The sequence below is a fragment of the Umezawaea sp. Da 62-37 genome (genome assembly GCF_032460545.1).
Taxonomy (GTDB): Bacteria; Actinomycetota; Actinomycetes; order Mycobacteriales; family Pseudonocardiaceae; genus Umezawaea.
Genome location: NZ_CP135965.1, coordinates 10,293,974 through 10,316,532 on the forward strand (window position 1 = coordinate 10,293,974; position 22,559 = coordinate 10,316,532).

Annotated in this window: 15 protein-coding genes and 1 pseudogene; 6 read left to right on the forward strand and 10 right to left on the reverse strand. The window is 73.2% G+C overall.

Going from position 1 to position 22,559, the window contains the following annotated elements:
* Positions 1-26: 26 nt before the first annotated feature.
* Positions 27-971, reverse strand: a complete 945-nt coding sequence (locus tag RM788_RS46310; protein ID WP_315927264.1) for an NADP-dependent oxidoreductase — start codon at positions 969-971, stop codon at positions 27-29.
* 89 nt (positions 972-1,060) lie between these two features.
* On the opposite strand from RM788_RS46310, the gene RM788_RS46315 reads away from it, so the two are divergent.
* Both RM788_RS46315 and RM788_RS46320 read left to right on the forward strand, forming a co-directional pair.
* Positions 1,061-3,487 (forward strand): AAA family ATPase, encoded by a 2,427-nt coding sequence (locus RM788_RS46315; protein WP_315927266.1) that lies wholly within the window; start codon positions 1,061-1,063, stop codon positions 3,485-3,487.
* Positions 3,488-3,590: 103 nt separating this feature from the next.
* On the forward strand, positions 3,591-3,773 hold the full coding sequence (locus RM788_RS46320) for a hypothetical protein (RefSeq protein ID WP_315927268.1): 183 nt from the start codon (positions 3,591-3,593) through the stop codon (positions 3,771-3,773).
* Between the two features lie 51 nt (positions 3,774-3,824).
* On the opposite strand, the gene RM788_RS46325 is transcribed toward RM788_RS46320, so the two are convergent.
* Entirely contained in the window at positions 3,825-4,877 is a 1,053-nt protein-coding gene (locus RM788_RS46325; protein ID WP_315927270.1) for a saccharopine dehydrogenase family protein, read from the reverse strand.
* Between the two features lie 154 nt (positions 4,878-5,031).
* Here RM788_RS46325 and RM788_RS53265 point away from each other — a divergent pair.
* Positions 5,032-5,482 (forward strand): annotated as a pseudogene (locus RM788_RS53265) (cupin domain-containing protein); the annotation flags it as partial.
* 3 nt (positions 5,483-5,485) lie between these two features.
* The gene (locus RM788_RS53270; RefSeq protein WP_399345290.1) at positions 5,486-5,929 is read left to right on the forward strand and encodes a helix-turn-helix transcriptional regulator; all 444 of its coding nucleotides are present in this window, start codon (positions 5,486-5,488) and stop codon (positions 5,927-5,929) included.
* A 66-nt stretch (positions 5,930-5,995) separates the two neighbouring features.
* On the opposite strand, the gene RM788_RS46340 is transcribed toward RM788_RS53270, so the two are convergent.
* Positions 5,996-6,811: a thaumatin family protein gene (locus RM788_RS46340; protein ID WP_315927274.1), complete on the reverse strand. Its 816-nt coding sequence runs from the start codon at positions 6,809-6,811 to the stop codon at positions 5,996-5,998.
* Positions 6,812-7,101: 290 nt separating this feature from the next.
* Between RM788_RS46340 and RM788_RS46345 the strand changes: the two genes are divergently transcribed.
* A complete protein-coding gene (locus RM788_RS46345; RefSeq protein WP_315927276.1) occupies positions 7,102-7,998 on the forward strand; it encodes an endo-beta-N-acetylglucosaminidase H in 897 nt (298 codons plus the stop codon).
* Between the two features lie 77 nt (positions 7,999-8,075).
* Here RM788_RS46345 and RM788_RS46350 read toward each other — a convergent pair whose 3' ends face one another.
* The 5 genes from RM788_RS46350 to RM788_RS46370 are packed head-to-tail and all read right to left on the reverse strand — an operon-like array spanning position 8,076 to position 15,827.
* Complete coding sequence (locus tag RM788_RS46350; RefSeq protein WP_315927278.1) at positions 8,076-9,428, reverse strand: ABC transporter substrate-binding protein; 1,353 nt, start codon at positions 9,426-9,428, stop codon at positions 8,076-8,078.
* Positions 9,425-10,537, reverse strand: coding sequence for a GlnX family signal transduction membrane protein (locus tag RM788_RS46355; RefSeq protein ID WP_315927280.1), 1,113 nt, complete (start codon positions 10,535-10,537; stop codon positions 9,425-9,427). Before RM788_RS46355 ends, RM788_RS46350 begins: the two co-directional genes overlap by 4 nt.
* The gene (locus RM788_RS46360; protein WP_315927281.1) at positions 10,534-11,955 is read right to left on the reverse strand and encodes a vWA domain-containing protein; all 1,422 of its coding nucleotides are present in this window, start codon (positions 11,953-11,955) and stop codon (positions 10,534-10,536) included. The genes RM788_RS46355 and RM788_RS46360 overlap by 4 nt, the downstream gene beginning before the upstream one ends.
* A 30-nt stretch (positions 11,956-11,985) precedes the next feature.
* Entirely contained in the window at positions 11,986-14,208 is a 2,223-nt protein-coding gene (locus RM788_RS46365) for a serine/threonine-protein kinase (protein WP_315927283.1), read from the reverse strand.
* Positions 14,205-15,827: a S1 family peptidase gene (locus RM788_RS46370; RefSeq protein WP_315927285.1), complete on the reverse strand. Its 1,623-nt coding sequence runs from the start codon at positions 15,825-15,827 to the stop codon at positions 14,205-14,207. The genes RM788_RS46365 and RM788_RS46370 overlap by 4 nt, the downstream gene beginning before the upstream one ends.
* Before the next feature lie 505 nt (positions 15,828-16,332).
* On the opposite strand from RM788_RS46370, the gene RM788_RS46375 reads away from it, so the two are divergent.
* Complete coding sequence (locus RM788_RS46375) at positions 16,333-17,523, forward strand: hypothetical protein (RefSeq protein WP_315927288.1); 1,191 nt, start codon at positions 16,333-16,335, stop codon at positions 17,521-17,523.
* A gap of 154 nt (positions 17,524-17,677) precedes the next feature.
* On the opposite strand, the gene RM788_RS46380 is transcribed toward RM788_RS46375, so the two are convergent.
* Together RM788_RS46380 and RM788_RS46385 are read right to left on the reverse strand one after the other, a co-directional pair.
* Positions 17,678-20,038, reverse strand: a complete 2,361-nt coding sequence (locus RM788_RS46380; RefSeq protein ID WP_315927290.1) for an ATP-binding protein — start codon at positions 20,036-20,038, stop codon at positions 17,678-17,680.
* Between the two features lie 244 nt (positions 20,039-20,282).
* Positions 20,283-22,487 (reverse strand): amino acid adenylation domain-containing protein, encoded by a 2,205-nt coding sequence (locus tag RM788_RS46385; RefSeq protein ID WP_315927292.1) that lies wholly within the window; start codon positions 22,485-22,487, stop codon positions 20,283-20,285.
* Positions 22,488-22,559: the final 72 nt, after the last annotated feature.

Consider the following 22,559-nt stretch of genomic DNA (forward strand, 5'->3'; position numbering starts at 1 on the left):
CTTCTGAAGTTGTAGGGGATTGGCGGTCAGGCGCCGGGCACGAGGACGACGACCTTGCCGGGCAGTTCGCCCGCGCCGGCCCGCACGTGGACCGCGGGCAGGTCGGCCAGCGGCACCCGCTGGGCGACGTCGACGCGCAGTTCGCCGCTGTCGACCAGCGCCACCAGCCGTGACAGCTGCTCGGCGTCACTGCGCACGAAGAGGTTCACACCGCGCACACCGCGCTCCTCGTCGGAGGGCGCGGGCATCCACACCGTCGTGTTCACGACGACACCGCCGGGACGGACCAGGGCCGCGAACGCGGTCAGCTGCTCGGGGTCGACCGGCGCGAGGTTGAGCACGACGTCCACCGGCTCGGTCACCGCGGCGGCCACCCCGGTCGTGGTGTGGTCGACGACCTCGTCGGCGCCGTGGGCCCTGACGCGTTCGCTGCCGCGCGGGCTCGCGGTGGCGATCACGTGCGCGCCCGCCCACTTGGCCAGCTGCACGGCGTACCCGCCGACCGCTCCGCCCGCGCCGCTGATCAGCACGCGCTGCCCGGCCGCCAGCTCGCCGTGGTCGAAGAGCGCCTGCCACGCGGTCAGGCCCACCAGCGGCAGCGCGGCGGCGTCCGGGAGCGGGATGCTCCGAGGCGCGGACGTCACCAGCTCCGCCGGGATCAGGACGTACTCCGCCGAGGCGCCGTCGTCGGTCATCGGCAGGAAGCCGACGACCGCGTCGCCGACCGTCAGGCCGTCCACGTCGTCGCCCAGCGCGTCGACCACGCCAGCGACGTCGCGGCCGGGGGTGTGCGGCAGCGCCACCGGCATCGGGCCGCGCATACCGCCCGCGCGCACGCTGGCGTCGATGGGGTTGAACGACGTCGCGGCGACGCGGACCCTGACCTGCCCAGGGCCGGGGACCGGCTGCTCCACGTCCTCGTAGCCGAGGACTTCGGGGCCGCCGTGGTCGTGGAAGCGCACTGCCTTCATCGGGGGGTCTCGCCTTCGTTCGGGTGAATTGTGCTTCGAATCCGAAGCATCTGGAGGCGAGGCTACAACGTGCTTCGAATTCGAAGCAAGTGGTCTTCGTCACCGTCGGATTCGCGCGCGACCTGCTGGTGGAGCCGCCACCACACCTGGTTCAAGCTCGGCCGGGGCCGTTCCGCCGCGAGTCCGGCGTGCGACCTCGCGGGACCGCGCGCCACCTGCCGATGTCGGAGTCGAACGCGGTGGTCGTCACCGGGCCCCCGCCCGGCGGGATGCTCATCAACCGGTCCTCGAAGTCCGTGGGCGGCGGCGCCGTCTCCCTGGCGCCGATCCTGCGCCGCGCCGGTGTCCGGTCTCCATGTCCTGCGGTGCCCACCGGTGTCCGGCACGGTCCGCAGGCGCGTCCGGATGGCCTACGTTCGGTGCCCGACGCGGGAACACGGGTCCGAGGAGAGGAACGCGGAGTGGGTGCGACGGGACTGGCGGGCAGGCTGGCCGCGGCGCGGGCCGGTGCGCTGGTGGGTCGGGAGCCGGAACGGGCGGTGCTCGACCGGATGCTCTCGGGGGCGGCGGACGCCCCGCTCGTGGCCTACCTCCACGGCCCCGGCGGCATCGGCAAGTCCTCGCTGCTGCGCTACGCCGCCCGGCAGGCCGGGACCGCGGGCCGCCGCGTGGTGCAGGTCGACGCGCGGTTCCTCGACGCGGACCCGCGCCGCATCGAGGAGGTCGCCGCGCCCGCGTGCGTCGAGCCCGGCGCGGTGCTGCTCATCGACTCCTTCGAGCACTGCCAGCCGCTCGAGCCCTGGCTGCGCGACACCTTCCTGCTCCGGCTCGCCGAGGGGGCGCTCGTCGTGCTCGCGAGCAGGGTCGCCCCCGACGCCGAGTGGCTGGTGGACCCCGGCTGGGCGGAGCTGTTCGCCGAACTGGCCGTGCGGCCGCTCGACGCGACCCAGTCCGACGCCCTGCTCGCTGCGCGCGGTGTCGCCGCGGAACAGCGCCGCGCCATCGTGGCCTTCGCCGGGGGCAGCCCGCTCGCGCTGTCGCTCGCCGCCTCCCTGCCCGCCGGGGCGCGGGACACGAGTCCACTGTGGAAGCCCGCCGGCGACGTGCTGACCACCCTGGTCGAGCGGCTGGTGGGCGAACTGCCGGGCACCGCCCACCTGCGTGCCCTGGAGGTCGTCGCGCAGGCCTACGTCACGCGCGAGTCGCTGCTGCGCGCCGTGCTGGGCGAGGAGGACACGGCGCGGGTGTTCCCCTGGCTGCGCCAACTGCCCTACATCGAGGCCACGCCCGAAGGGCTGCACCCCCACGACGCCGTGCGGGCCACCCTCGCGGCCGACCTGCGCTGGCGGGACCCCGAGCGCTACGAGGACGTGCGCGTGGAGGTGTCGGTCGCGTGCCTGCACGCGGTCCGCGCCGCCTCTGAGGACGACGCGCTGGTGCGCGTCGCGGAGTGGATGTTCCTCTTCCGCGACCGGGACGACCCGGACGACCTGTACGACTGGCGGGCGCACCCCCATGTCGAGGACACACCGCTGAGGCCCGCCGACGTGCCCGATGTCCTGCGCATGGCGGAGGAAGCGGAGAGCCCCGAGTCCGCGACCGCCGTCGCGCACTGGGTCCGTTCCCAGCCGCAGGGCTTCCGCGTCTACCGGTACGCGGGCTCTTCCGCACCCGTCGCGTTCATGGCCGTCCTGCGGCTGGAGGCGCCGCTGCCCGAGGACCGGGCCGAGGACCCGGTGATCGCGTCGCTGTGGGACTTCGTGGAGGCGGTCGCCCCGCTGGGACGGGGTGAGCACCTGGGCATCCGCCGCTTCGCCGTGCAGCCCGGCAGGCACCAGCGGCCCTCACCCCTGATGGACCTCATCAGCAGGCGCGCCATCGCGGCCGAGATGAGGACCCGCGGCCGCGCGGTGGCGTTCACGGTGTTCGAGGACGCCGAGCGGTGGAGGCGCTACCTCGCCCGCGCCGGGATGCTGGAGGTCGTGGCGGTCGACGTCGGCGGGCAGGAGCAGCACGTCTTCGGCCGGGACTGGCGGCGGCAACCGGTGGAGAAGTGGGTGGAGCACCGGGCCCGCGCCGTGGCGGAGCCCGTGGCCGGGTGGCCCGGAGTCGCGTCCGCCTGCCCGGCCGACGAGCGCGGTGACGACCTGCCGCGCGCGGTGTTCGAGGAGGGCGTGGTCGAGGCGCTGCGCACGTGGCGGACCCCTCGCGAGTTCGCGACCAGCGTCCTGCTGCGCTCGCGCCTCGTGCCGCGGGGATCGACCGACCCCGTGGCGGACCTGCGCGGCGCCTTCACGGGCGCCCTCGACGCGCTGCGGGTCGATCCCGCGGGCGTGAAGGCGCACGAGGTGCTGACCGCCACGTACATCGCGGCCTCCCGCACCCACAAGGCGACCGCCCGACGGCTGGGCGTGCCCTACGGCACCTACCGGCGCCACCTCGCCGCGGCCAAGGACCGGCTCGTCGAGCAGTTGCTGCGCCACCGCACCGAACCCGCCACCGGAGGGGCGAGGTGACCGGTGGCCCCGCGGCAGTAGTGGGCGTTGGTGGTCGCGGTTGTCGTGGACGTGGTGCGCCGGCGGTGCAGACTTGGGGGACTTCGGGTGAACTGGGAGCAGGATGAACAAGACCACCACGACCGTGATCGTCATCGCGTTGATCGCGCTGGGGGTGTTCGGGGCTCTCATCCCGAGCCTCCGGGCGGGTGGCTTCTCGATCAACGCCGGCGCCGTGACGACGATCCTGCTCGGCGTCGTCATCGCTTTCACCGTGTTCGGTGTGCAATCGCGTAGGCGGAAGTAGGAAGGCGACGGTGTCCGGGCCCGTCGACCACATCGACCGAACTGCCGACCGTCAGGGCTGGTGGTCGGCGTCGATGCTCCAGCGAACGCCGTAAGCGGTCAGGAAGTCCAGGAAGTCGGCCGGGTCGAAAGCCTGGGCGGGGGCCAGTACGCCGGGCTTGGCGCCGTTGGCGGCGAGTCGGCGGGCGGCTTCGACCGCGATCACCGCGGTGGTGCCGTAGGTGTCGGTGCCCTGCACGAGTCCTCGGGTCGTGCGACCGTCGGCGCTGGTGGCGTCGACGACGCAGGTGAACCGCTGGCCGAGGCGCGCCTGTTCGGTGGGGCCCTCCGGCAGGGTGTCGATGAGTTCCGCGGACAGGGGTGTGCCCAACCGGGCGCTGAGGGTCGCCTCGACCAGGCTCTCGACGTGGTCGACCGGCACGTGCCGGGGGATCGTGACCACTTCGGCGAGCGGGAACCTCGCCATCGCGGTCGGTTCCGACGTGCCGGGGAGGATGACGGAGGTGTGGCGGGCCGCGAGACCGGTGTGCCACTCGCCGTGGTCGTAGGTGAGGCCGCCGGTGGTGAGCGCGTCGGCCGTCCGGAGCGCCGAGCGCAGCGATCCTCGGGACGGTCCACCTCCGCCGACGATGACGTGGCTGGTGGTGATCCCGGCGATCGACAGGACCCGGTCGGCGATCACGTGCGCGATCAGGTCCACGGGCAGGCAGCCGTCGTTGGTGGCGGGGACGACGGTGACGCCCGCGCGTTCGGCCTCGCCCGCGAAGGTGTCGAAGACGGTTTTGAGGTGGCGCTGTCCGCCCGCGGTGTCGACGTAGTGGCAGCCGGCGTCGATCGCGGCGCGCACCACGGCCCCGCCGGTGTCGACGAACGGCCCGGCGCAGTTGACGACCGCGTCGCACCCGGAAAAGGCCGCCACGAGGGCACCGTGGTCGTCGATGCCGGCGGTCCGCCGCTCGTGATCGGCGAGGCCGACGGTGGTCGCGGCCTGGCGCAGGCGTTCGGCGTCCCGGCCGACAAGCACGACGTCGAGGCTCCGGTGGGAGAGTTCGGCGAGCACGAGCTTGGCCTGGTAGCCGCTGGCGCCGTAGACGGCAAGACGCATGTCGGTCTCCTGTTCGACGGGTGTTCGGAAACCGTATGTCGACCCCGGTGGACTTCCCATGCTTCAGCGTGCGCCGTTCATGCGTGATCGTCTTCCTCCCCGTTCCCCGCGATACGATCGCTGGGTGGACGTGCTCTCCGACGCGGTGCTGGCGATGCGCACCGGCCTCCCGCATTCCGCGCGGCTGCGGCGTTCCGCGCCGTTCGGCCGATGGTTCCCACCGGTCGCGGGCGCCGGGTTCCACGTTGTGCTGCAAGGGAGTTGTTGGCTGCTCCCGCCGGAGGGCGACCCGATTCCGCTCGTGCCCGGCGAAGTCGTGTTGCTGCCACGGGGATCCGCCCACGGCTTGGCCGACACCCCTTCGACGCCACTGGTCGACGCGACCGCCCCGCCCGCCGAGTTCCGGCCCGACGACGGCGGGGCGTCCACCGACACGGTCATGGTGTGCGGCGCCGTACCTGCTGGACCACGCGCGCCCGCATCCGCTGTTCGACGAGCTCCCCGACGTGATCCACCTGTCGGCTCGTGCCGGTCGGCATCCGGCGCTGCGCGCGACCCTGGACCTGCTCGACCTGGAACTGGAACGGGTCCGCCCCGGCTCGGGCGCGATGCTGCCCGCTCTCCTGGACGTGCTGCTCCTGCACGTCCTGCGCGCGTGGTTCGACGAGCAGGCGGGCGAGAACGCCGCCGGCTGGGTCGCGGCCCTGCACGACACCGCCGTAGCCGCAGCGCTCAGCGCCGTCCACGGCGATCCGAGTCGACAGTGGACGGTCGCCGAACTGGGTGCCGTCGCGGGGCTTTCCCGCGCGGCGTTCGCCCGGCGCTTCACCGCGTTGGTCGGTCGGCCACCGTTGACCTACCTCGCCTGGTGGCGGCTGACCCTCGCCGCGCGGCTCCTGCGGGATTCCGACTCGCCACTGGCCGTCGTGGCGCGGAAGGTCGGCTACACCTCGGAGTTCGCCTTCGCGCACGCCTTCAAGCGCCAGCAGGGACAGCCGCCAGGACGGTTTCGACGTTCGGCGGTGGGAAACGCCGTCGCACCAACGGATTGAGCGGTGGGGCGTCCGGCCGCCTGGAACCGGGCCCGCCATCGGTGACGGCGGGCCCGGCTCGGCCGGTCAGGAGCCGCCGTGGAAGGTGACGGTGAACCCCCGGCAGTCGGCGCACTGGAACACGGTCTGGTTACCGGGTTCGGTGTCCTGCCTTGACCAGGCGTAAGCCTTGGGGCATCGGGACTTGACGGCGTTGCTGTAGCTCGTGGGCGCGTCGTGGTTCGGGTTGACGCAGTTGACGGGGGAGCCGTTGGGCGCGTAGCGGAGGTTCTCCGGCGGGCAGAAGGGCAGCACGTTCGTCGTGCAACCCGCCGTGCCGCAGGAGGTCGAGCCCGGTGGCACGGTCGCTCCCACGGCCTCGATGGTGATCGGCAGGGAGAAGGCGTTGACGTAGCTGACGTTGTACCAGGGCGCGAGGCTGTCGCGGGTGTCGAAGTTGAACTCGGCGAGACTGGCGGGCTGTTCGCCGGTGGTGCAGCGGCTGGCCTGGACGCCGCAGTCGCCGACGACGCAGTGGAAGTTCTGGCCGGACGTGCCGGTGCACCCCTGCCTGGCGAAGAACTTCCCCCGCCAGTGACCCGGCTCGGCCGACTCCGGGACCGTCACCGTCGCCGACTGCCCGTTCGCCAGGGTCGGCAGGCTGGTGAAGTTCACGGACCCGTCGGCGTTGACCGCGCTGCCCACCCAGACCGTTTGCCCGGACCGGTTGACGAAGGTGACGGTGTGGTCGGCGGCCGCGTCGGCCGGCCGGGAGAACGCGGGCCTGCTGTTTCCGGTGATCGGCTCGTCGAAAGGGATGTCGGCCCAAGCGGTGCCCGCGGTTGACGCGAAAAGCGCGATCGCGGCGGTGAGCAGGGCTGAAGACTTGGTGGTCCTTCGCATTCGGTCTCCCTTTTCCGCATGGTCGGGGAATGGGCATCATCGCAGGGGCTCCGACCGCGGAACCTGTGGTTCACCCGTAGGAACAGCGCGGTCCGACGGGTGGTGGATCGTCCGGCAGGAGTGGGAACGGGGACGTGAACTCGTCCGAATGGCGGCGTGCTCGGGGAGGTCGGCCGCGGCGAATGGACAACTCACCGGACAGACGTGCCGGGACACGTGGACGGCGGGACTTCGCTGCTGGTTCGCTGATCGGGACAACCCTGCCAACCCCAGTCGATGGGAGTTGATCGATGGTGTCCGGAGTTCGTCGGATCGGTGCGCTCGTAGCGGCGGTCGCGCTGATGACCAGCGGGACCACGACCACGGCCACGGCGAGCGCGCTCGCGAAGACCGGGCCGGTCTCCGTGGCCTACGTCGAGGTCAACAACAACAGCATGCTCAACGTGGGCAAGTACGCGCTCGCCAACGGCGGCGGCAACGCCTTCGACATCGGCGTGATCTTCGCCGCGAACATCAACTACAACGTCTCGACGAAGTCGGCCTACCTGTACTTCAACCCGAACGTGCAGCGCGTGCTGGACAACGTGGCCACCCAGGTCCGTCCGTTGCAGGCCAAGGGCATCAAGGTCACGCTGTCGATCCTCGGCAACCACGAGGGTGCCGGGTTCGCCAACTTCCCGACCAAGCAGTCCGCCGAGGCGTTCGCGAAGCAGCTGTCCGACACCGTGGCCAAGTACGGCCTGGACGGCGTCGACTTCGACGACGAGTACTCGGAGTACGGCAAGAACGGCACCGGCCAGCCGAACGCGAGTTCGTTCGTGTACCTGGTCACGGCGTTGCGCGCGGCGATGCCGACCAAGCTCATCACGCTGTACAACATCGGCCCGTCCGCGTCGCGGCTGTCCTACGGCGGCGTCGACGTCACGTCGAAGTTCAACTACGCCTGGAACCCCTACTACGGCACGTGGAGCGTGCCGGGCATGGCGTTGCCCAAGTCCAAGCTCTCGCCCGCGGCCGTCCAGATCAGCGCGACGCCCAGCGGCACCGCCGCCAGTTTCGCGAAGCGGACGGTGAGCGAGGGCTACGGCGTCTACCTGACCTACAACCTGGGCGCCCCCGACGTGAGCGGTTACATCTCGTCCTTCACCAGGGAGCTCTACGGCTCGGACACCCGCTACACCGGATAGCGGTCGGCGCCACCGGGATCGGCGAATTCCCTGCCCCGATCCCGGTGGACCCACCGGTGTTCCACGATCACCGGGAATCATCGCGTCGGCCTCGGTTGGGAACTCGTCCCCGGCCCGATCTCCACTCCGGCCTGGCCGCACGGGATGTCCAGCCATTCGCCCGCGGGCACGCTGAGGCGGACGACGTCCAGGTTCGCCAGCAGCGCGTCCAGCCGCGAGGGGTCGACCAGGTACTCCAGCACCGCCTGGTAGAACGCCCCGGTCATCTTGGCGGGCATCAGGTCGGAGCCGTCGAAGCACAGCCGCCGGTCCGGCGACGTCAGCGTCGAGGAGACCTGGCGGCTCACGTCGTCGTCGTAGACGTCCCCGACGTTCCGGTCGGCCGAGAACACGCTGCCCCGGCGGATACCGGGCCAGATGCGCTGCGCCTGGTCGGATGCGAGGAACTTCATCAGCTCGCGCGCCTGCGGGGTGTTGTGGAACATCGCGGCGAGGTCGGCGGACACCTCCGACACCGCGGGGCCGGGGAACGGGAAGAAGGCGAAGTCCTTCCCCGGTGCGGGCGAGCTGCCGTCGGCGCGTGTCATGGCCGAGTACCCGCCCATGACGAACGAGGCCTGGTGCTCCAGGACGCACCGGGCCGGACGGGTGAACAGCCCCCGTCCGGCGTCGCCGAACTCGGTCAGCAGCGCCGCGGGAGCCCCGCCGCGGACCGCGCCCGGCACGGCGACCAGCGCGCCCCAGTCCGTCCACGCCTTGCGCACCTGCGCCGATGTCCACGGCACCTTGCCCGCCGCCCACCGCCGGTAGTCATCGGCACCGGCGGAGTGGAGCAGGATGTCCTCGATCCAGTCCGTACCGGGCCAGCCCGAGGTGGGCGGCGCCCCCATGCCCAGGCACCACGGCGTGCGGCCGTCGGCGGTCAACTGCCTGCTGAGCGCTAGTAATTCGTCCCAGGTGGCCGGCGTGGCGCCGTCGAGATTGGTCGTGTCGTACCAGATCGCGCTCTTCAGGTCGACCTTGACGGCGATCGCGTACTGCTGCCCGGTACCGGCCTTCTCCAGGGCCAGCCACTGTCCGCCGTATCCCCCTTGCGGGCCAAGCAGGTCGCCCAGCGGGTGGAGCTTGTCCTGCCGGGCGTAGGTGGCCAGCGATCCGGGGTTCGGCAGCACCGCGACGTCGGGCGCGGTGCCGCGCTGGACCTCGGAGGCGAGCACCTGTTCGAGCGCGCGGGTGCCGTTGTACTTGACCGTGATGCCGGTGGCTTTTTCGAACACCCCCAGCACCTTGCGGAAGTCGTCCTCCTCGGCGCCGGTCCACGACGCCAGTACGTAGACCACGCCCGCGTTGCCCGTCCCGCAGGCGTTCGTGCCAAGCAGCAGCACGACGAGCACGAGGAGCAGCAGTTTGGTCCATTGTGGATTCCTCATGCGCGGTACCGGTACTCGTCGACGCGGCGGGACATGCCCCACGCGATCAGGCCGAGCGCGGCGATCGAGAACGCGGGGACGAGGTACTCGATCCCGTCGGACTCGGCGGCGTCGCGCGCGCCGGCGGTCACGCCCTCGATACCCTCGTCGACCGTGCTCGCGGCGACGGCCGCCCCGGCGAATCGGGGCTGGGCCAGGAAGTCCGCGACGGTGCTGCCGCAGCCCGTCACCGGGTCGCAGTGGCGTGTCAGCAGCGTGGCCAGCTCGGTCCGCCCGGCGGTGTCGGTCGCGACGATCCCGATTTGCCGGTGGGCGAGCACCTCGTCCGTCCCGGCCCGGACGTCGTCGAGCCGCAGTTGCAGCCCCAGCGCGACGACGACGATGGCGCCCACGCCGACGGTCAGCGCGGTGGCTCCCAGCAGCGGCAGGTTGAACCGGCGGCGGAACCGGCGCCACAGGTGCCATTGGGTGGTCACGAGCACCACCGCCGCGGCGGCCGGGGCGAGCAGCCACACCGGCAGCAGTCCCGTGCTCATCCCGTCGTCGAGCTGCTGGTCGAGCGCCGTCCTTTGCAGGCCCTGCAACGTGGTCAGCTGCGCGAGCACGCCGTCCGGGCCGTGCAGCAGCCGCGAGGAGTACCACAGGTCCGTCACGCCCAGCACCTCCGTGCCGGGCTGCCGGAAGTGCGCGTCCGCCTGCCCGACCGCGCCGGAGTAGGCGGCGACCAGCCCTTCGACCACCTGGAGGATGCCGGCGCCGGAGTCGCCCGCCTGGTTGGCCTCGGCCACCTTGGCCAGGCTCTGGCTCGCCCTGGCGAGGCTGTTCGCGTAGTCCTGCCCCGGCCCGGCCAGCTTCGCCGCGCCGGTGCGGAAGGCCTCGCTCGCGGAGCGGTCCGCCTCGCTCAACGCGGCGCGGGCGGCCGCGACCTCCAGCACCGCGGTGGTCGTGTGGTCGTGGACGGTCTGGGCGGCGTGCAGGACGCGGAGCACCACCCACAGCGACACCGCGAGCATCACCAGCGTCGTGGCGAGCAGCAGCCCGAAGAGGCGGGTCAGCCGCGTCCGCGTGCGGGTCGGCCGCAGCGGCGGCACGTCGACGGGCGCGGTCACGCGGTCACCTCGTCCAGCGGCACCCGGCAGGCTTGGCAGAACCGCGCTCCCGCCGGGGAGAGCTTGCGGCACTTCGGGCAGGTGACCGGCGGCCCGCTCGCGGGCGAGTCCGCCGTCGGCGGGTCGGGTGCCGGCGCCGAACCGATCCGGGACACCCTGGAGATCAGCACGTTGAGGACCGCGCTGAGGCTGGGGTCGGGGCGCAGGCGGACCCGCCCGGTCCCGGCGTCGAGGATGTCGACCACCCGGCGCAGCCTGCCCAGGATCTCCTCGTTGCCCTGCTCGGCGGCGAGCCGGGCCGCGGTGCCCCACGCCCGCTCGGTGTCCTCGGTCCTGCCCGCGGCCAGCGCGTCCCCGCCCGCGGTGATCGCCTCCCCGAGTTCCGCCTGCTCGGTGTACCGCAGCACCTTCGGATGCACGAGGGTGGGCTGCACCGGGTCGTGCGTCCACTGGCCGACCACCGCGACCGGGCCGTTCGCGCGCGCGCCCGGCATCGGTTCGAAGCCGACCGAGGCGAGCTGGCGGTCCTGGTCGTGGACGGGCTCCAGCTCCGGGTCGAGGTCGACGCAGAGGTGGTAGTCCCGTGACTCCGAACCGGAGAACGACCCCAGCGACAGCACCACCTCGCCGTCGCCCGCCGGGCGGCAGCGGTCGGTGAGGTCGTACTCGTGCGGACGCACCTGCTTGACGAACCGCAGCGAGCTGTAGCCCATCGTGCCGATCCGCAGCCGGACCTCGGGCAGCACCTTCGTGAGCGCCGCGCCGATCAGCTCCTGGAAGTCCGCGGTCAGCTTCCGGTCCTCGACGACGGAGTCGGCCCCGCCCCGCAGCACCTTCACGATCTCGGCGAGCTCGTCGGGCACCCAGCCGTCCCCGATCCCGCGGGCGTCGCAGATGAAGAGCCCTTCGCACGAGTCGAGGGCGCCCGCCAGCGCTTCGCGCGTCTCCGACCGGTTCTCGCCGTCGGTGAGCAGGATCGCGTGGCAGACCGCGTCGGCGTGCCCGGAGAACAGCGACCTCGCGCGGTCGAGCCACCGGCCCATCGCGGTGCCGCCGTACGCGGCCAGGTGCGCGACCTCCCGCCGTGCCGCGCGCCGGGTCTCGTCCGACGCCGCGACGAGGTGGTCGTCCCGCGGGTACACCGCGGTCGCGGTCTCGGTGCACCGCACGACGGCGAACAGCACGCCGTCCGGCAGGACGTCGATCGCGGCCGCGGCCGCCCGCTTGGCCTCCTCGATCTTCGTGTGCGGGTGGCGCATCGAGGTGGAGCAGTCGACCAGCAGCACCTCCGCGGCGTCGGTCGGTGGCCGGTCGGGGCCGCCGCGCGCGGTCACCGTCAGGATCGCGTGCATCGCGGTGTCCCCTTCGGCCAGGAACTTCTGCTGGTGCACCTCGACGCTCAGCTCGGCCCCGCTCATCGCCACCGGCTCCCCTCGTGTCCGTTCCGCTCAGATCCAGCTCGCAGGCCTGTTCGCGTTGGCCAGGTCGATCAGCACGTCGTGCGCGTGCTGGCTGCCGGGTGACCGCCACGCCAAGCCGCGCAACGCCTCCGCCAGCCCGGCGCGCAGGCCCTTCCGGGACGGCTCCGCGCCGCAGAGCGGCTCCGGCAGCTCGCCGTGGCACTCGATGGCCGTCTCCAGCAGGAACGCCCGCAGCCGGATGACGGCCGCCTCGTCGAGCTCGATGCCGGACAGGCGTTCGCCCGCTTCGCGGAGCTGGTCCGCAGACGGCGTCGTCCCCGCGTCGTCCGGCAGCCTCCCCGCCAGCACCCGGATCCCGGCGATCCGGGCGGCCTCGTCGTGCCGCGAGGACTCCGGGACCTCGTCGAGCACGCGCACCGCGCCCGCCCGGTCACCGCGCGCCGACGCCACCCTGGCCAACCCGAACGCGGCGTTCACCTGGCCGCGGTGCACCCACAGGGCGTGGTAGAACGGTTCCGGGTCCTCGCCGGTGTGCTCCGCGCACAGCCCCAACGCGAGTTTCGGCGTCTCCTCGCCGGGGATGTCGCGGTAGACCGCCTCGAAGTCCTCGGCGGCGGTCCCGGCGTCCCCGTCGGCCAGCGCGACCAGGGCGCGGTGCCAGTGGACGCGCCAGTCGTGCCCGGCGCGGCGGGCGAGCTTGCGCCGGGCGACGGCCAGGCACCGGCGGGCACCCTCCACATCGGACAGTTCCAGCAGTGCCCGCAGCCGTCGGAACTCGACCTCGACCGAGGACGTCGCCCGCTCCAGCTTCTTCAGCAGCCGTCCGGCGTCCGGGGCGCGGACCGTGCGCAGGAACGCGAGCTGCTCGTCCTGCGGGTCCTCGCGGGGGACCGGGAGCCCGAGCGCGATGTCCCGCGGCGACGGCCGCGCGCCGAGGGGCAGTTCGACGCCCGCGGTCCAGTGCTCCAGGGGCGGCGGCTGGCCCAGCCCGGCGTCCAGCAGCACGGCGGGTTCGGCGAACAACGTCGAGACGACCGGACGGGATCCCCTGTCGCGCAACGACAGGATCTCGTTGAGCACGCCGTCGAGCTGGACGAGCATCTCCTTCGCGCTGGCGAAGCGCTGCTCGTACGGAGCCGTCGCGCGCGCGAGCACGTGCTGGAAGCTGCGGATGCCGAAGGCGATCGGGCCCGCCCGGCCACCCGGCAGCGCCCCGTCGCTGGCGTCGAACAGCTCCCGCAGCGTCCTGCCGACGGTGTGGACGTCGGAGCGGACGGTCAGTCCGTGTTCGCGCAACTCGGCTTCCGGCGCCTGGTAGTGCTCGGTGCCGACCCACGGGCTCTCGTGGTCGTCGATCCGCCGGATCCCGCCGAAGTCGATCAGCTTGATCCGCTGCTCGCCGTGGATCACGTTGTCCGGCTTCATGTCGCAGTACAGCAGGCCCTGGTCGTGCAGGTAGGCCAGCGCGATGAGGATCTCCCGCCCGTAGACCACGACGTGCTCGGTCAGCAGCCGGCCCTCGGCCGGGTTCAGCAGCGCCCGGCCCCGGTTCTTCACCTCGCGCAGGGAGAGCCCGTCGACGAACTCCATCACGATGTAGCGCGAGTCGTCGTGCACCACCACGTCGAAGATGCGCACGATGTTCGGGTGTTCGAGGGCGACGAGCACCTCGCTCTCGTTCTCCGCGATCCGCACCGCGGCGGTGTTGTTGACGTCGATGAGCCCCTTGAGGGCGACGTGCCGGTGGAGCCGGTCGTCGGTAGCGAGGTACACGAAGCCGAGGCCGCCGTGGCCGACGCAGCCCTCGACGTCGTAGCGGCCCGCGACCCGGTCACCGGGCCGCAGCCGCGGGGTGAACGAGAACGGACTGCCGCACGCCGGGCAGTAGCCCTCCGCGGCCGCGGGCTGCCCCGGCAACGCCCGGCCGACCGGCGCGCCGCAGCCGCGCTTCCCGCAGAACCGCTGCGCCTCCGGCACCTCCGGCCTGCCGAGCACCCGGTCGGGCAGGTCGGGCAGGCGCACCACCGGCAGCGGGACCTCGTCGTCCCCGGTGCCCTGCCCCGTGGTCTGCTGCGGTCGGGCGGCGTCGGTGCTGGTGACCCGTCCGGTGGCGGTCGGCGGCGTCTCCACCGGAGGCGGCGGGCCGGGGTCGGCCGGGCGGCTGGGCGAAGGCGGCAGGAGACCGCACTTCGAGCAGTACCCGGTCGCGCTGATGGTGCCCGAGCACGACTCCCTCGCGCACGCCGTCACGGGTGGCCCCCCGATCGGCGGTGCACCGCGGCCGCGTAGGCGTTCAGGGCCCGCTCGGCCGCTTCCAGGTCGCACGGCGCCACGAACAGCGCCTCCCACGCCCGGCCGTACGCCAGGTCGAGTTCGGGGTCCTCGACCCGGCCGTGGTTGAGGGCCATCTCCGCGTAGCCGTCCAGCCGTGCCCGCAGTTCCGCACGCCGCGCGAGACGGCGGTCGAGGTCCGCGCGCAGCCTGCGGCCGTCCTCGACGGCCTTGTCCACGGACCGCTCGCGGCCGGCGAGGTGGCGCGCGACCCCGCGGAGGTCGCCCTTGGCCTCGGTGGCGCGCAGCAGGTTGACCTCGGCGCGCAGCCGGTTCGCCCGCGGGGGCACCATCGTGACGCCGGTCAGGCGGCCCGCCACGGTGGCCTGGTACTCCTCGATCTCGGCGAGTTCGTCGACGTCCCCGGTGAGCGCGTCCAGGCGCCCGCCCAGGTCGGTCCGGGACACGCCGGGGAGGGAAAGCGCGACCGTCACCCCCGGCGAGGACTCGCGGCGGAACACCAGCACCAGCCGCAGGCCGAGCCGGTCCGCCCGCCCGGCCAGCGGGGCGAGCACCTCGCGCACCAGCCGCTCCGGTTCGGCGGCGTCGTCGATGCCGTCGACGACGATGACGGTGCGGTTGCGCGCGGGGCGGGTGGAGGAGAGGTCGAGCCGGGTCTCGATGCGGCTGCTGACCTGGTCGGCGGTCTTGCCCGACGCGTCCAGTGCGAGGTCGATCGCACCCGCGGGCGGCGGATCGCCCGCGCCGTCGGGGAGCCGCGGAGCGCTGAACGAGCGCTCCCGGTCGGCGTGCACGACAGCCAGCCGGAGCGCCTTCGCGGTCGCCGACTCCTCGCCGCCGGTGACGACCACCCAGACCGCGCCGGAGTCGGGGTCGGACAGCCACTTCCGCAGCTGCCGCATGAACGACATGTCCGCGGCGCCGCTCGGCCGGACGAAGCTCTCGTCGACGGCGGGTTCGCCGGTGGACCACTCCCGCAGTCGCGGCAGGTGGCCGAGCATCGTCTCGACCGGGATCATCCACGACACCCGGCCGCCGCCGCCCTTGTACCTGCCGACGATCATGCCGACGACGGCCCCGGTGGCCTCGTCGAGCACGGCGGTGCCGCTGAACCCCGACTCGATCGGCTCGGCGTCGGCGGTCTTGTTCAGCTGCATCCACTCGCAACCGGGGCCGCCTTCACCGGCGATCCTGGCGAACGACCACAGCCCGGCGTCGGCGCCCGCCGGGAACCCGTAGGCGCGCACCAGCTGGTGCGCGCGCAAGGACATCCGGTGCAGCGGCGCGCCGCGCACGTCGGCCGCGGGCTCCTCCAGGCGCAGCAGGGCGATGTCCCCGCGCTCGTCCTCGGTCTCCGGCACCCAACCGCCCGCCACCACGGTGGCGCGGCCGTCCGCGGCACCCCGCAGGCCGACGAAGTCCGCCATGACCCGAGCCTCGGGCCCGCCGCAGGGGTCGACGACGTGCGCGCAGGTCAGCAGGTGCCACTCGTCGAGCATCGTGCCGGCACCCAGGACGCGGCCCGCGTCGTCGTGCAGTCGGACCCGCCACCGGTGCCGCTCCGCCCCCAAGCCCATTGCCGGGACGCTACGCGGACGCGGACGCGGGGTGGCGGGAGTTGGGGAACTCGACCTGGCTGGGCCCGCGCACTCACCCGGATGGAGTGCAGGCGGCCGGGGTGTTCGCGCACCGGACGCGGCGCGGCCCCGTTTGGTCCCCGCTGCGGGAGAACCCGTCGGCACCGATCGCGGTGACCGGTCCCAGGCCGGGCCCGCCTCGTGGCGGCAACGGCGGCGCGCTGTTCCTGCCGGCGGCGCTGCTCCGGCACGCGGAAAGCGCTGTCCACACGGCGGTCGCGCCAAGGCGATCCGGTTCGGCGCGTTGGCGGCGCTGTGCTGCGCACTCGACCGCCGGCCTGGGGAAATCTGCCTGGCGGGCAGCGGTGGGGGGATGGTCCGAGACCGGATCGGCGGGTGTGGGGGACGCGGGCGGACTTCGTGGTCCCGCAGTCCCGCAAGGTCGACACGTGCACGGGTTCTGCGTATGGTCGCCTCCTTCCTGACCGGAAACTGGGGTCCTGTCATGTCCTTGCACAAAAAGGCTTTGCTCTTGTCGGCGTGCGCGCTGATGTTGTCGACCACGGCGGTTTCGGGCGCCTACGCCGCCGCCGCGCCGACCGCGCTGCCCGCCGGGCAGTTCACGCTGCGGTCCGACTACCACCAGTTCGACGCCCTGAACAGCTCCCTCGTGACGAAACTCGGTGTCGCGTCGGTCAACACGGTCATGGCGAACGCCAACCACGACCGGACGGCCATCACGGACTCGTTGGGAGTCGCGGGGTACACGGGCGGGTTCAAGTTCGACTCCGACGACAACAGCGACTGCGCGAACTACCCGCAGGGCATCACCACGAGCCGGGACGCCGTGGGGACCGCCAACAGCGGCAACTACGACGGCCACCAGCTCGTGCTGGTCAGCTGGTACACCAAGGACGGTTGCGGAGGTGAGTCGTCCCGAAGCCGGATCACGCTGGTCGACTGGGACGCCACCTACCCCAACAAGTACCGCAAGATCCTGCTCGTCGAACCGACCGGCACCGCGGCGACGCCGGACTTCAAGGACGTCACCGTGCACGCGGGCGGCGTTTCCTGGTATGGCGACCACCTCTACGTCGCCGACACTGGCCGCGGCATGCGCGTGTTCGACATGAAGAAGATCCTCAAGACCGACACGGGCGGCACCGCGGGCCAGATCGGCAGGCAGTCCGAAACCACCTACTACGCCCACAACTACGCCTACGTCCTGCCGCAGGTCGGCACGGTCACCGCGGCCACCACGTCCGGCACCGCGCTCAAGTGGTCGACGATCTCCCTCGACCGCCCCGCGAAGTCGATCGTCATGACCGAGTACACCTGCCAGGCCGACTGCACGGACTACCCGAACCGCGCCCCGCGCGCGATCCGCTTCCCGTTCGCCGCGGGCGCCACCACCTTCGCCGCCACGACCACGGCCTCCGAGGCGCTTCGGTTGCCCTGGTACAACCTCAACGGCGTCGCCTCGCACAACTCGCGCTGGTGGTTCGCCTCGTCGGGCGCCAAGAAGCTGTACTACTGGGCGCCCGCGACCGGTCCGGCGACGCACACCTGGGTGGGCGGCGCGGAGAGCATCAGCTACTGGGAGCACGACACCGAAGCCGACCTGCTCTGGTCCCTCCAGGAAACCGTCGGCCACCGCAACGTGTTCGCCGTGGAGCAGGCGAGCTACGGCTCCTGACCCGCGTAGTCGTCAGGCACGCGGTGGGTGCTCGTGTTCCGGCCACCCACCGCGGGCCTGACGGCGTCAACGGCGCCACCGTCGTCTCGAGCCCCAAGGCCGGAACGCGGTCGCCCTCGGCCAGCGCTCCGTCCAATGTGGAGCGAACAGGCGATCAGGCGGGTACCAGCCTTTCGGGGGCGAGACCCGCTGTGCGGGAGAGGCCCAGGACCGTCGGCGTGACCAGGGTCGAGGCGGAGCGGCCGACGATGGTGGCGAGTTGGGCTCGTGAGCACAGTTCGAGCTTCTTGAAGATGCGCGCCAGGTAGGTTTCCACCGTTTTGTGGCTCAGGCCGAGTGTCCGGGCGATCTGCTGGTTCGTCCGGCCGTCGCTGACCAGGCGGGAGATCTCGCGTTCACGTCCGCTGAGCTGCGCCAGCTCCGACGGTGGATCCACCGGGGCCGAGTCGGGCTCGTCGGGGTCGGGGTCCGGTGGGCCTGCCGTCGGCTCCCTGAGCGGGCCGTCGGCCTCGTGGTGCGGCTGCTCGCCGAGGCCGTCGACCAGGGTGGTGAGGCGGTCGAGCAGGTAGCGGTGGCCGAAGCGGGTGGCGATCGCGAGGGCCCGGTCGAGGTGGCGGCGGGCCCGGTCGTCGTGGCCGTGGGCCCGTTCGGCGCGGGCCAGCCAGTGGAGGGCGGCCAGGTCGGGTGCCAGGTCGGTGTCGGACATGCCGGCCACCAGTGCGCGGGCCTGGCGCAGCCGGTCCTCGGCGGCGCTCCCGACGGGGTCGGTGAGGGCGTCCATGGCCAGCAGCAGGGCGCGCGGGCCCGCGTCGGCGACCGGGTCCAGGCGGTCGGCCAGTGGGCGGAGCCCCGGTTCCCCCGTCGCGGACCGGAGGGTCGACAGGTCGGGGATCGCGGCGGGGTGGCGGTCGTCGACGGTGGTGGCGAGCAGTTCGGCGACCAGCCGGGCACGGGCGCGGTGGTCGTCGGGACCGGCGGCGCGCAGTCCCGCGCGGAGCAGGTCACCCGCGGCCGCACCTTCCCCGTGCAGCGCCCGCCCGGCCCACAGCGCGGTCTCCGGACCCTGTTCGACCTGGTCGAACAGGGCGCGGGCGTCGGCGGCCCGGCCGGTGACCACGAGCGCGGTGGCGAGCAGCGGCACGTGGTCGGCGCACACCGGGCCGTGCGGTTCCAGCGCGCGTCGCAGCCAGACGGCGGCGGTCGCGGGCTGCTCCCAGAAGACCTCGCGCGCGGCGTCGACCAGGATGCCCGCGGCGCCGTCCCTCTCGACGAGCACGCAGTGCTCGAGGTGGTAGGCGATCTGCGGGGAGGGCGCCGCCCGGTCGTGCAGCGCCTCGGCGGCCCTGGCGTGCGCGCCCAGTCGCCACGCGGCGCCCGCCGCCCGGTGCGCGGTGGCGCGCAGCAGCGCGTTGCGGAACCGGAAGGTCCGCTCGCCGCCGTCCACGCGCAGGATGTCGTGCTCGACGAGTTCGTCGACGGCGGCCCTGGTCATGGCCTCGCCGCCCTCCGCCACCGCGGCCAGCAGACCGGTGTCGAACGGTTCGCGCACCAGTGCCGCGGCGTGGGCGACGGTCCAGGTGAACGGGGACAGGGTGCGGAACTCGCGCAGGGGCGACACCAGCATCGCCTGCCCGCGCCTGCCGTGGCCGGTGGTGGGGTCGCCGGTGAGGGCGCCCTGCCCCTCCGCCGTGGTCAGGGTGCGCAGCAGACCGGGGTTGCCGTCGGCGGCGGCCAGCAGGGCGCGGCGCCGGTCGGGCGGCAGGTCGGCGGGCATCAGCGTGTCGAGGTACTCCTCGGGCAGCGCGGCCAGCTCCAGGTGGGCCACGCCCTCCGGGACCTCGTCGAGCATCGCCAGCAGGTCGTCCGAGGTCTGCCGCGGGCGGAGCGCGATCACCAGCAGCACCCGCGCGTCCGGCGCGTGCCGGACGAGGTGGGTGATCAGGTCGACCGAGGCGGGGTCGGCCCACTGGAGGTCGTCGATCACCAGCAGCAGGGGGGTGTCGGCGCTCAGGCGTTCCAGCAGCGCGCGCATGGCGTGGAAGAGGTGCCGCATCTCCGACGGGTCGGTGGGCACGGCGGCCGGGTCGGGCGCGTGCTGGGCCAGCGCCGGGTAGATCCCGGCCAGCCAGGACGCGTGGTACTTCGGGAAGCCCTCCAGCAGGGTCGAGTGCCGCGACATCAGCAGGTCGTCGAGGGCGTCGGAGAAGACGCCGAAGGGCAGCGACCGCGGCAACGGGCCCGCCGCGCCGGACGCGACCGCCCAGCCGCGCGACTTCGCGTGGGTGGCGAGCGCGGCGAGCATCCCGGACTTCCCGCTCCACGGATCACCACTGATCCGCACCACGCGGACGTCGGGTTCGGCACCGTCCACGATGCCCGTGAGCCGGTCCATCTCGGCCTCGCGGCCGTGGGCGTCGCACCCCCACGGGGTGGCGGCGCGGAGCCGGGGAAATCGCGAACCCGGTCCGGACGAATTTGTTGTGGGCAGGACAAAACTCCCGTGACTGTGTGACACGCCTTGCTCCCCCAGGAGGTTCGGTGTCAGTCCGATCCTTGCGTCTCGGCTTGTCACGGCCACCGGCCCGGCTTGGTGGGCGGTGGCCGTGACACAGTTCTATCACACAATTCTTGCCCGGAAAGGTGCCCTCGGGGCCGCGGTCCGGATCGCCGACCGTCCACTGTGCACTGTCGGTGACAGGGCGCGATCCACTGTGCACAACCGGTGGCGGAACGCGATCACCGCCGGTCGGCGCGGCGGGTCAGGTCGGGGTGGCTTCGACGTGCTTGCGCAGCGGGTCCAACTCCGCCAGCTCGGACAGTTCGGCGATCGTCGGGCTGAGGTAGAACTTGCGGGCGGGCAGCTCCACCCCGAAGTCCTGCTGCAGCCGCCCGAGCAGGTCGGCCGCGACCAGCGAGTGACCGCCCAGTTCGAAGAAGTCGTCGTCGACGCCGACGCTGTCCAGCTTCAGGACCTCCGCCCACAGCTCGCACAGGAACCGTTCGAGCGCGTCCTGCGGGGTCATCGCCTCGTCGAGCGGCGGCGGGTCGGCGGGCGCCGCGGCGGGCAGCGCGTCCCGGTCGAGCTTTCCGTTGCGCGTCAACGGGAACGCGTCGAGCGCGACGACCCTGGCGGGCACCAGGAACTCCGGAACCCGCTCGCGCAGCCAGTCGCGCAGCGCCGGGCCGGTCGTCCCGTCGTCGTCGCCGAGCACGACGTACGCGGCGAGCCGCGTGCTCCCGCCCGCACCCGGTTCCGCCATCACCACGGCGTCCCGCACGGCGGGGTGCGCGCGGAGCGCGACGGCGACCTCGGTCGGCTCCACCCGGTACCCGTTGATCTTGACCTGGTCGTCGGCCCTGCCCAGGAAGTCCAGCGAGCCGTCGGCGCGCCAGCGGGCCAGGTCACCGGTGCGGTACTGCCGTCCACCCCCGTCGGCGGGGGTGAACACGGCCGCGGTGGCCGCGGGCCTGCCCAGGTAGCCGCGGGCCAGACCGTCGCCCAGCGCGTGCAGGTCGCCCACCACGCCCGGCGGCACCGGTCGGCCGAGCGGGTCGAGCACGCGCACCCGCGTGCCCCGGATCGGGCGGCCGATCGGCAGGGGACCGTCGCCGACGGAGCCCCGGAACTCGGCGCAGGTGGTGAAGGTCGTGTTCTCGGTCGGACCGTAGCCGTTGGTGAACACCAGGCCCGGATGCGCGGCCAGCAGCCGCCGCACCGCGTCGGGGGAGATGACGTCGCCGCCCGCGATCAGGTGGCGCACCCCGGCCAGCCGGTCCAGGTGGTGCTCGACGACCTGGTGGAACAGCCCCGCGGTCAGCCAGAGCACGGTGACCCGCTCGGCCGCCACGACCGCGGCCAGTTCGGCGGGGTCGACGCGGCCCGGCGGCAGCAGCGCCAGCCTGCCGCCCGAGGACAGCGGCCCCCAGATCTCCAGGGTCGAGGCGTCGAAGGCGACCGGGGCGGCCTGGAGGACCACGTCGTCCGGTCCGAGGCGCAGCCAGTCCGGTTCGGTCACGAGCCGCGACACCGCCGCGTGCGGCACGCACACGCCCTTGGGCTCCCCGGTCGAGCCCGAGGTGTAGCTGACGTAGGCGAGGGTGCTCGGGGACAGGTCGCCGGGCAGCGGCCCGGCGGTCTCCCGCGGCTTCGCGTCGAACGGGAGCGCGATCCGGTCGCCGGGCACCCGGTCGACCAGGTCCGGGTCGGCGAGCACGACCCGGACGCGGGCGTCGTCGAGCAGTCCGGTGAGCCGGGCGTCGGGCCAGTCCGGCGACAGCGCCAGGTAGGCGCCGCCCGCCTTGAGCACGGCGAGCAGCGCGGTGACGAGTTCCGCGGAGCGCTCGCCGAGCACGCCGACGACCTCGTCGGGGCGCACGCCCGCGTGCACCAGCGCGCCCGCCAAGGCGTCGGCGCGGTCGACCAGCCACCGGTAGGTCATGGTCGTGCCCTCGGCGGTGAGCGCGGGGGCGTCCGGGTCCAGCCGGGCCCGCTCGTCGACCAGGTCGTGCACGAGCCGCGTCGGCGCCGGGAGCGGGTCGCCGCCCTCGAACCCCGCGACCAGGGCCCGGTCGGCGTCCGAGGCGAGGTCGAGCGCCGACACCACGGGCGAGGGGTCGCGCGTTCCGTCGAGGAGGGCCCGGTCGACCTGCCCGGCCACCTGCGCGAGCTCGTCGTCGTCCGCCGCGTACAACTCGGCCAGCTCCCCGGCGACGACCAGCCGGACGCCGCCGACCGCGGCGGTGAACCCGGAGCCGACCAGGGGGGAGACCTCGGCGCACAGCGCGGCCAGCGAGGGGTCCGCGGACAGGTCCAGCTCGACGGTGACGTCGCCGGTCACGGCGACCGCGTCGCTGTGCGCGCGGCGGGCGGTGACGGCCACGAGGGCGGCGAGCACCTCCGACGGCAGCGCTGCCCGGCCCGGCGTGCCGGCGACCCGTCCACCGACGGTGACTCTTCCGAGCATGATCGCCGTTTCCTCCAGACACCGCGGGACGGTGCGGCCCGCGCGACCTGAGCGTGTCGGGGCCCCCGCGCG

What these genes read in the sequence shown, in the direction of transcription:
- RM788_RS46325 (WP_315927270.1), bottom strand. Translation starts at nt 4,877, where the DNA reads ATGCGTCTTGCCGTCTACGGCGCCAGCGGCTACCAGGCCAAGCTCGTG.
- RM788_RS46345 (WP_315927276.1), top strand. Translation starts at nt 7,102, where the DNA reads ATGGTGTCCGGAGTTCGTCGGATCGGTGCGCTCGTAGCGGCGGTCGCG.
- RM788_RS46310 (WP_315927264.1), bottom strand. Translation starts at nt 971, where the DNA reads ATGAAGGCAGTGCGCTTCCACGACCACGGCGGCCCCGAAGTCCTCGGC.
- RM788_RS46385 (WP_315927292.1), bottom strand. Translation starts at nt 22,487, where the DNA reads ATGCTCGGAAGAGTCACCGTCGGTGGACGGGTCGCCGGCACGCCGGGC.
- RM788_RS46370 (WP_315927285.1), bottom strand. Translation starts at nt 15,827, where the DNA reads ATGGGCTTGGGGGCGGAGCGGCACCGGTGGCGGGTCCGACTGCACGAC.
- RM788_RS46320 (WP_315927268.1), top strand. Translation starts at nt 3,591, where the DNA reads ATGAACAAGACCACCACGACCGTGATCGTCATCGCGTTGATCGCGCTG.
- RM788_RS53270 (WP_399345290.1), top strand. Translation starts at nt 5,486, where the DNA reads ATGCTGCCCGCTCTCCTGGACGTGCTGCTCCTGCACGTCCTGCGCGCG.
- RM788_RS46350 (WP_315927278.1), bottom strand. Translation starts at nt 9,428, where the DNA reads ATGAGGAATCCACAATGGACCAAACTGCTGCTCCTCGTGCTCGTCGTG.
- RM788_RS46375 (WP_315927288.1), top strand. Translation starts at nt 16,333, where the DNA reads ATGTCCTTGCACAAAAAGGCTTTGCTCTTGTCGGCGTGCGCGCTGATG.
- RM788_RS46360 (WP_315927281.1), bottom strand. Translation starts at nt 11,955, where the DNA reads ATGAGCGGGGCCGAGCTGAGCGTCGAGGTGCACCAGCAGAAGTTCCTG.
- RM788_RS46340 (WP_315927274.1), bottom strand. Translation starts at nt 6,811, where the DNA reads ATGCGAAGGACCACCAAGTCTTCAGCCCTGCTCACCGCCGCGATCGCG.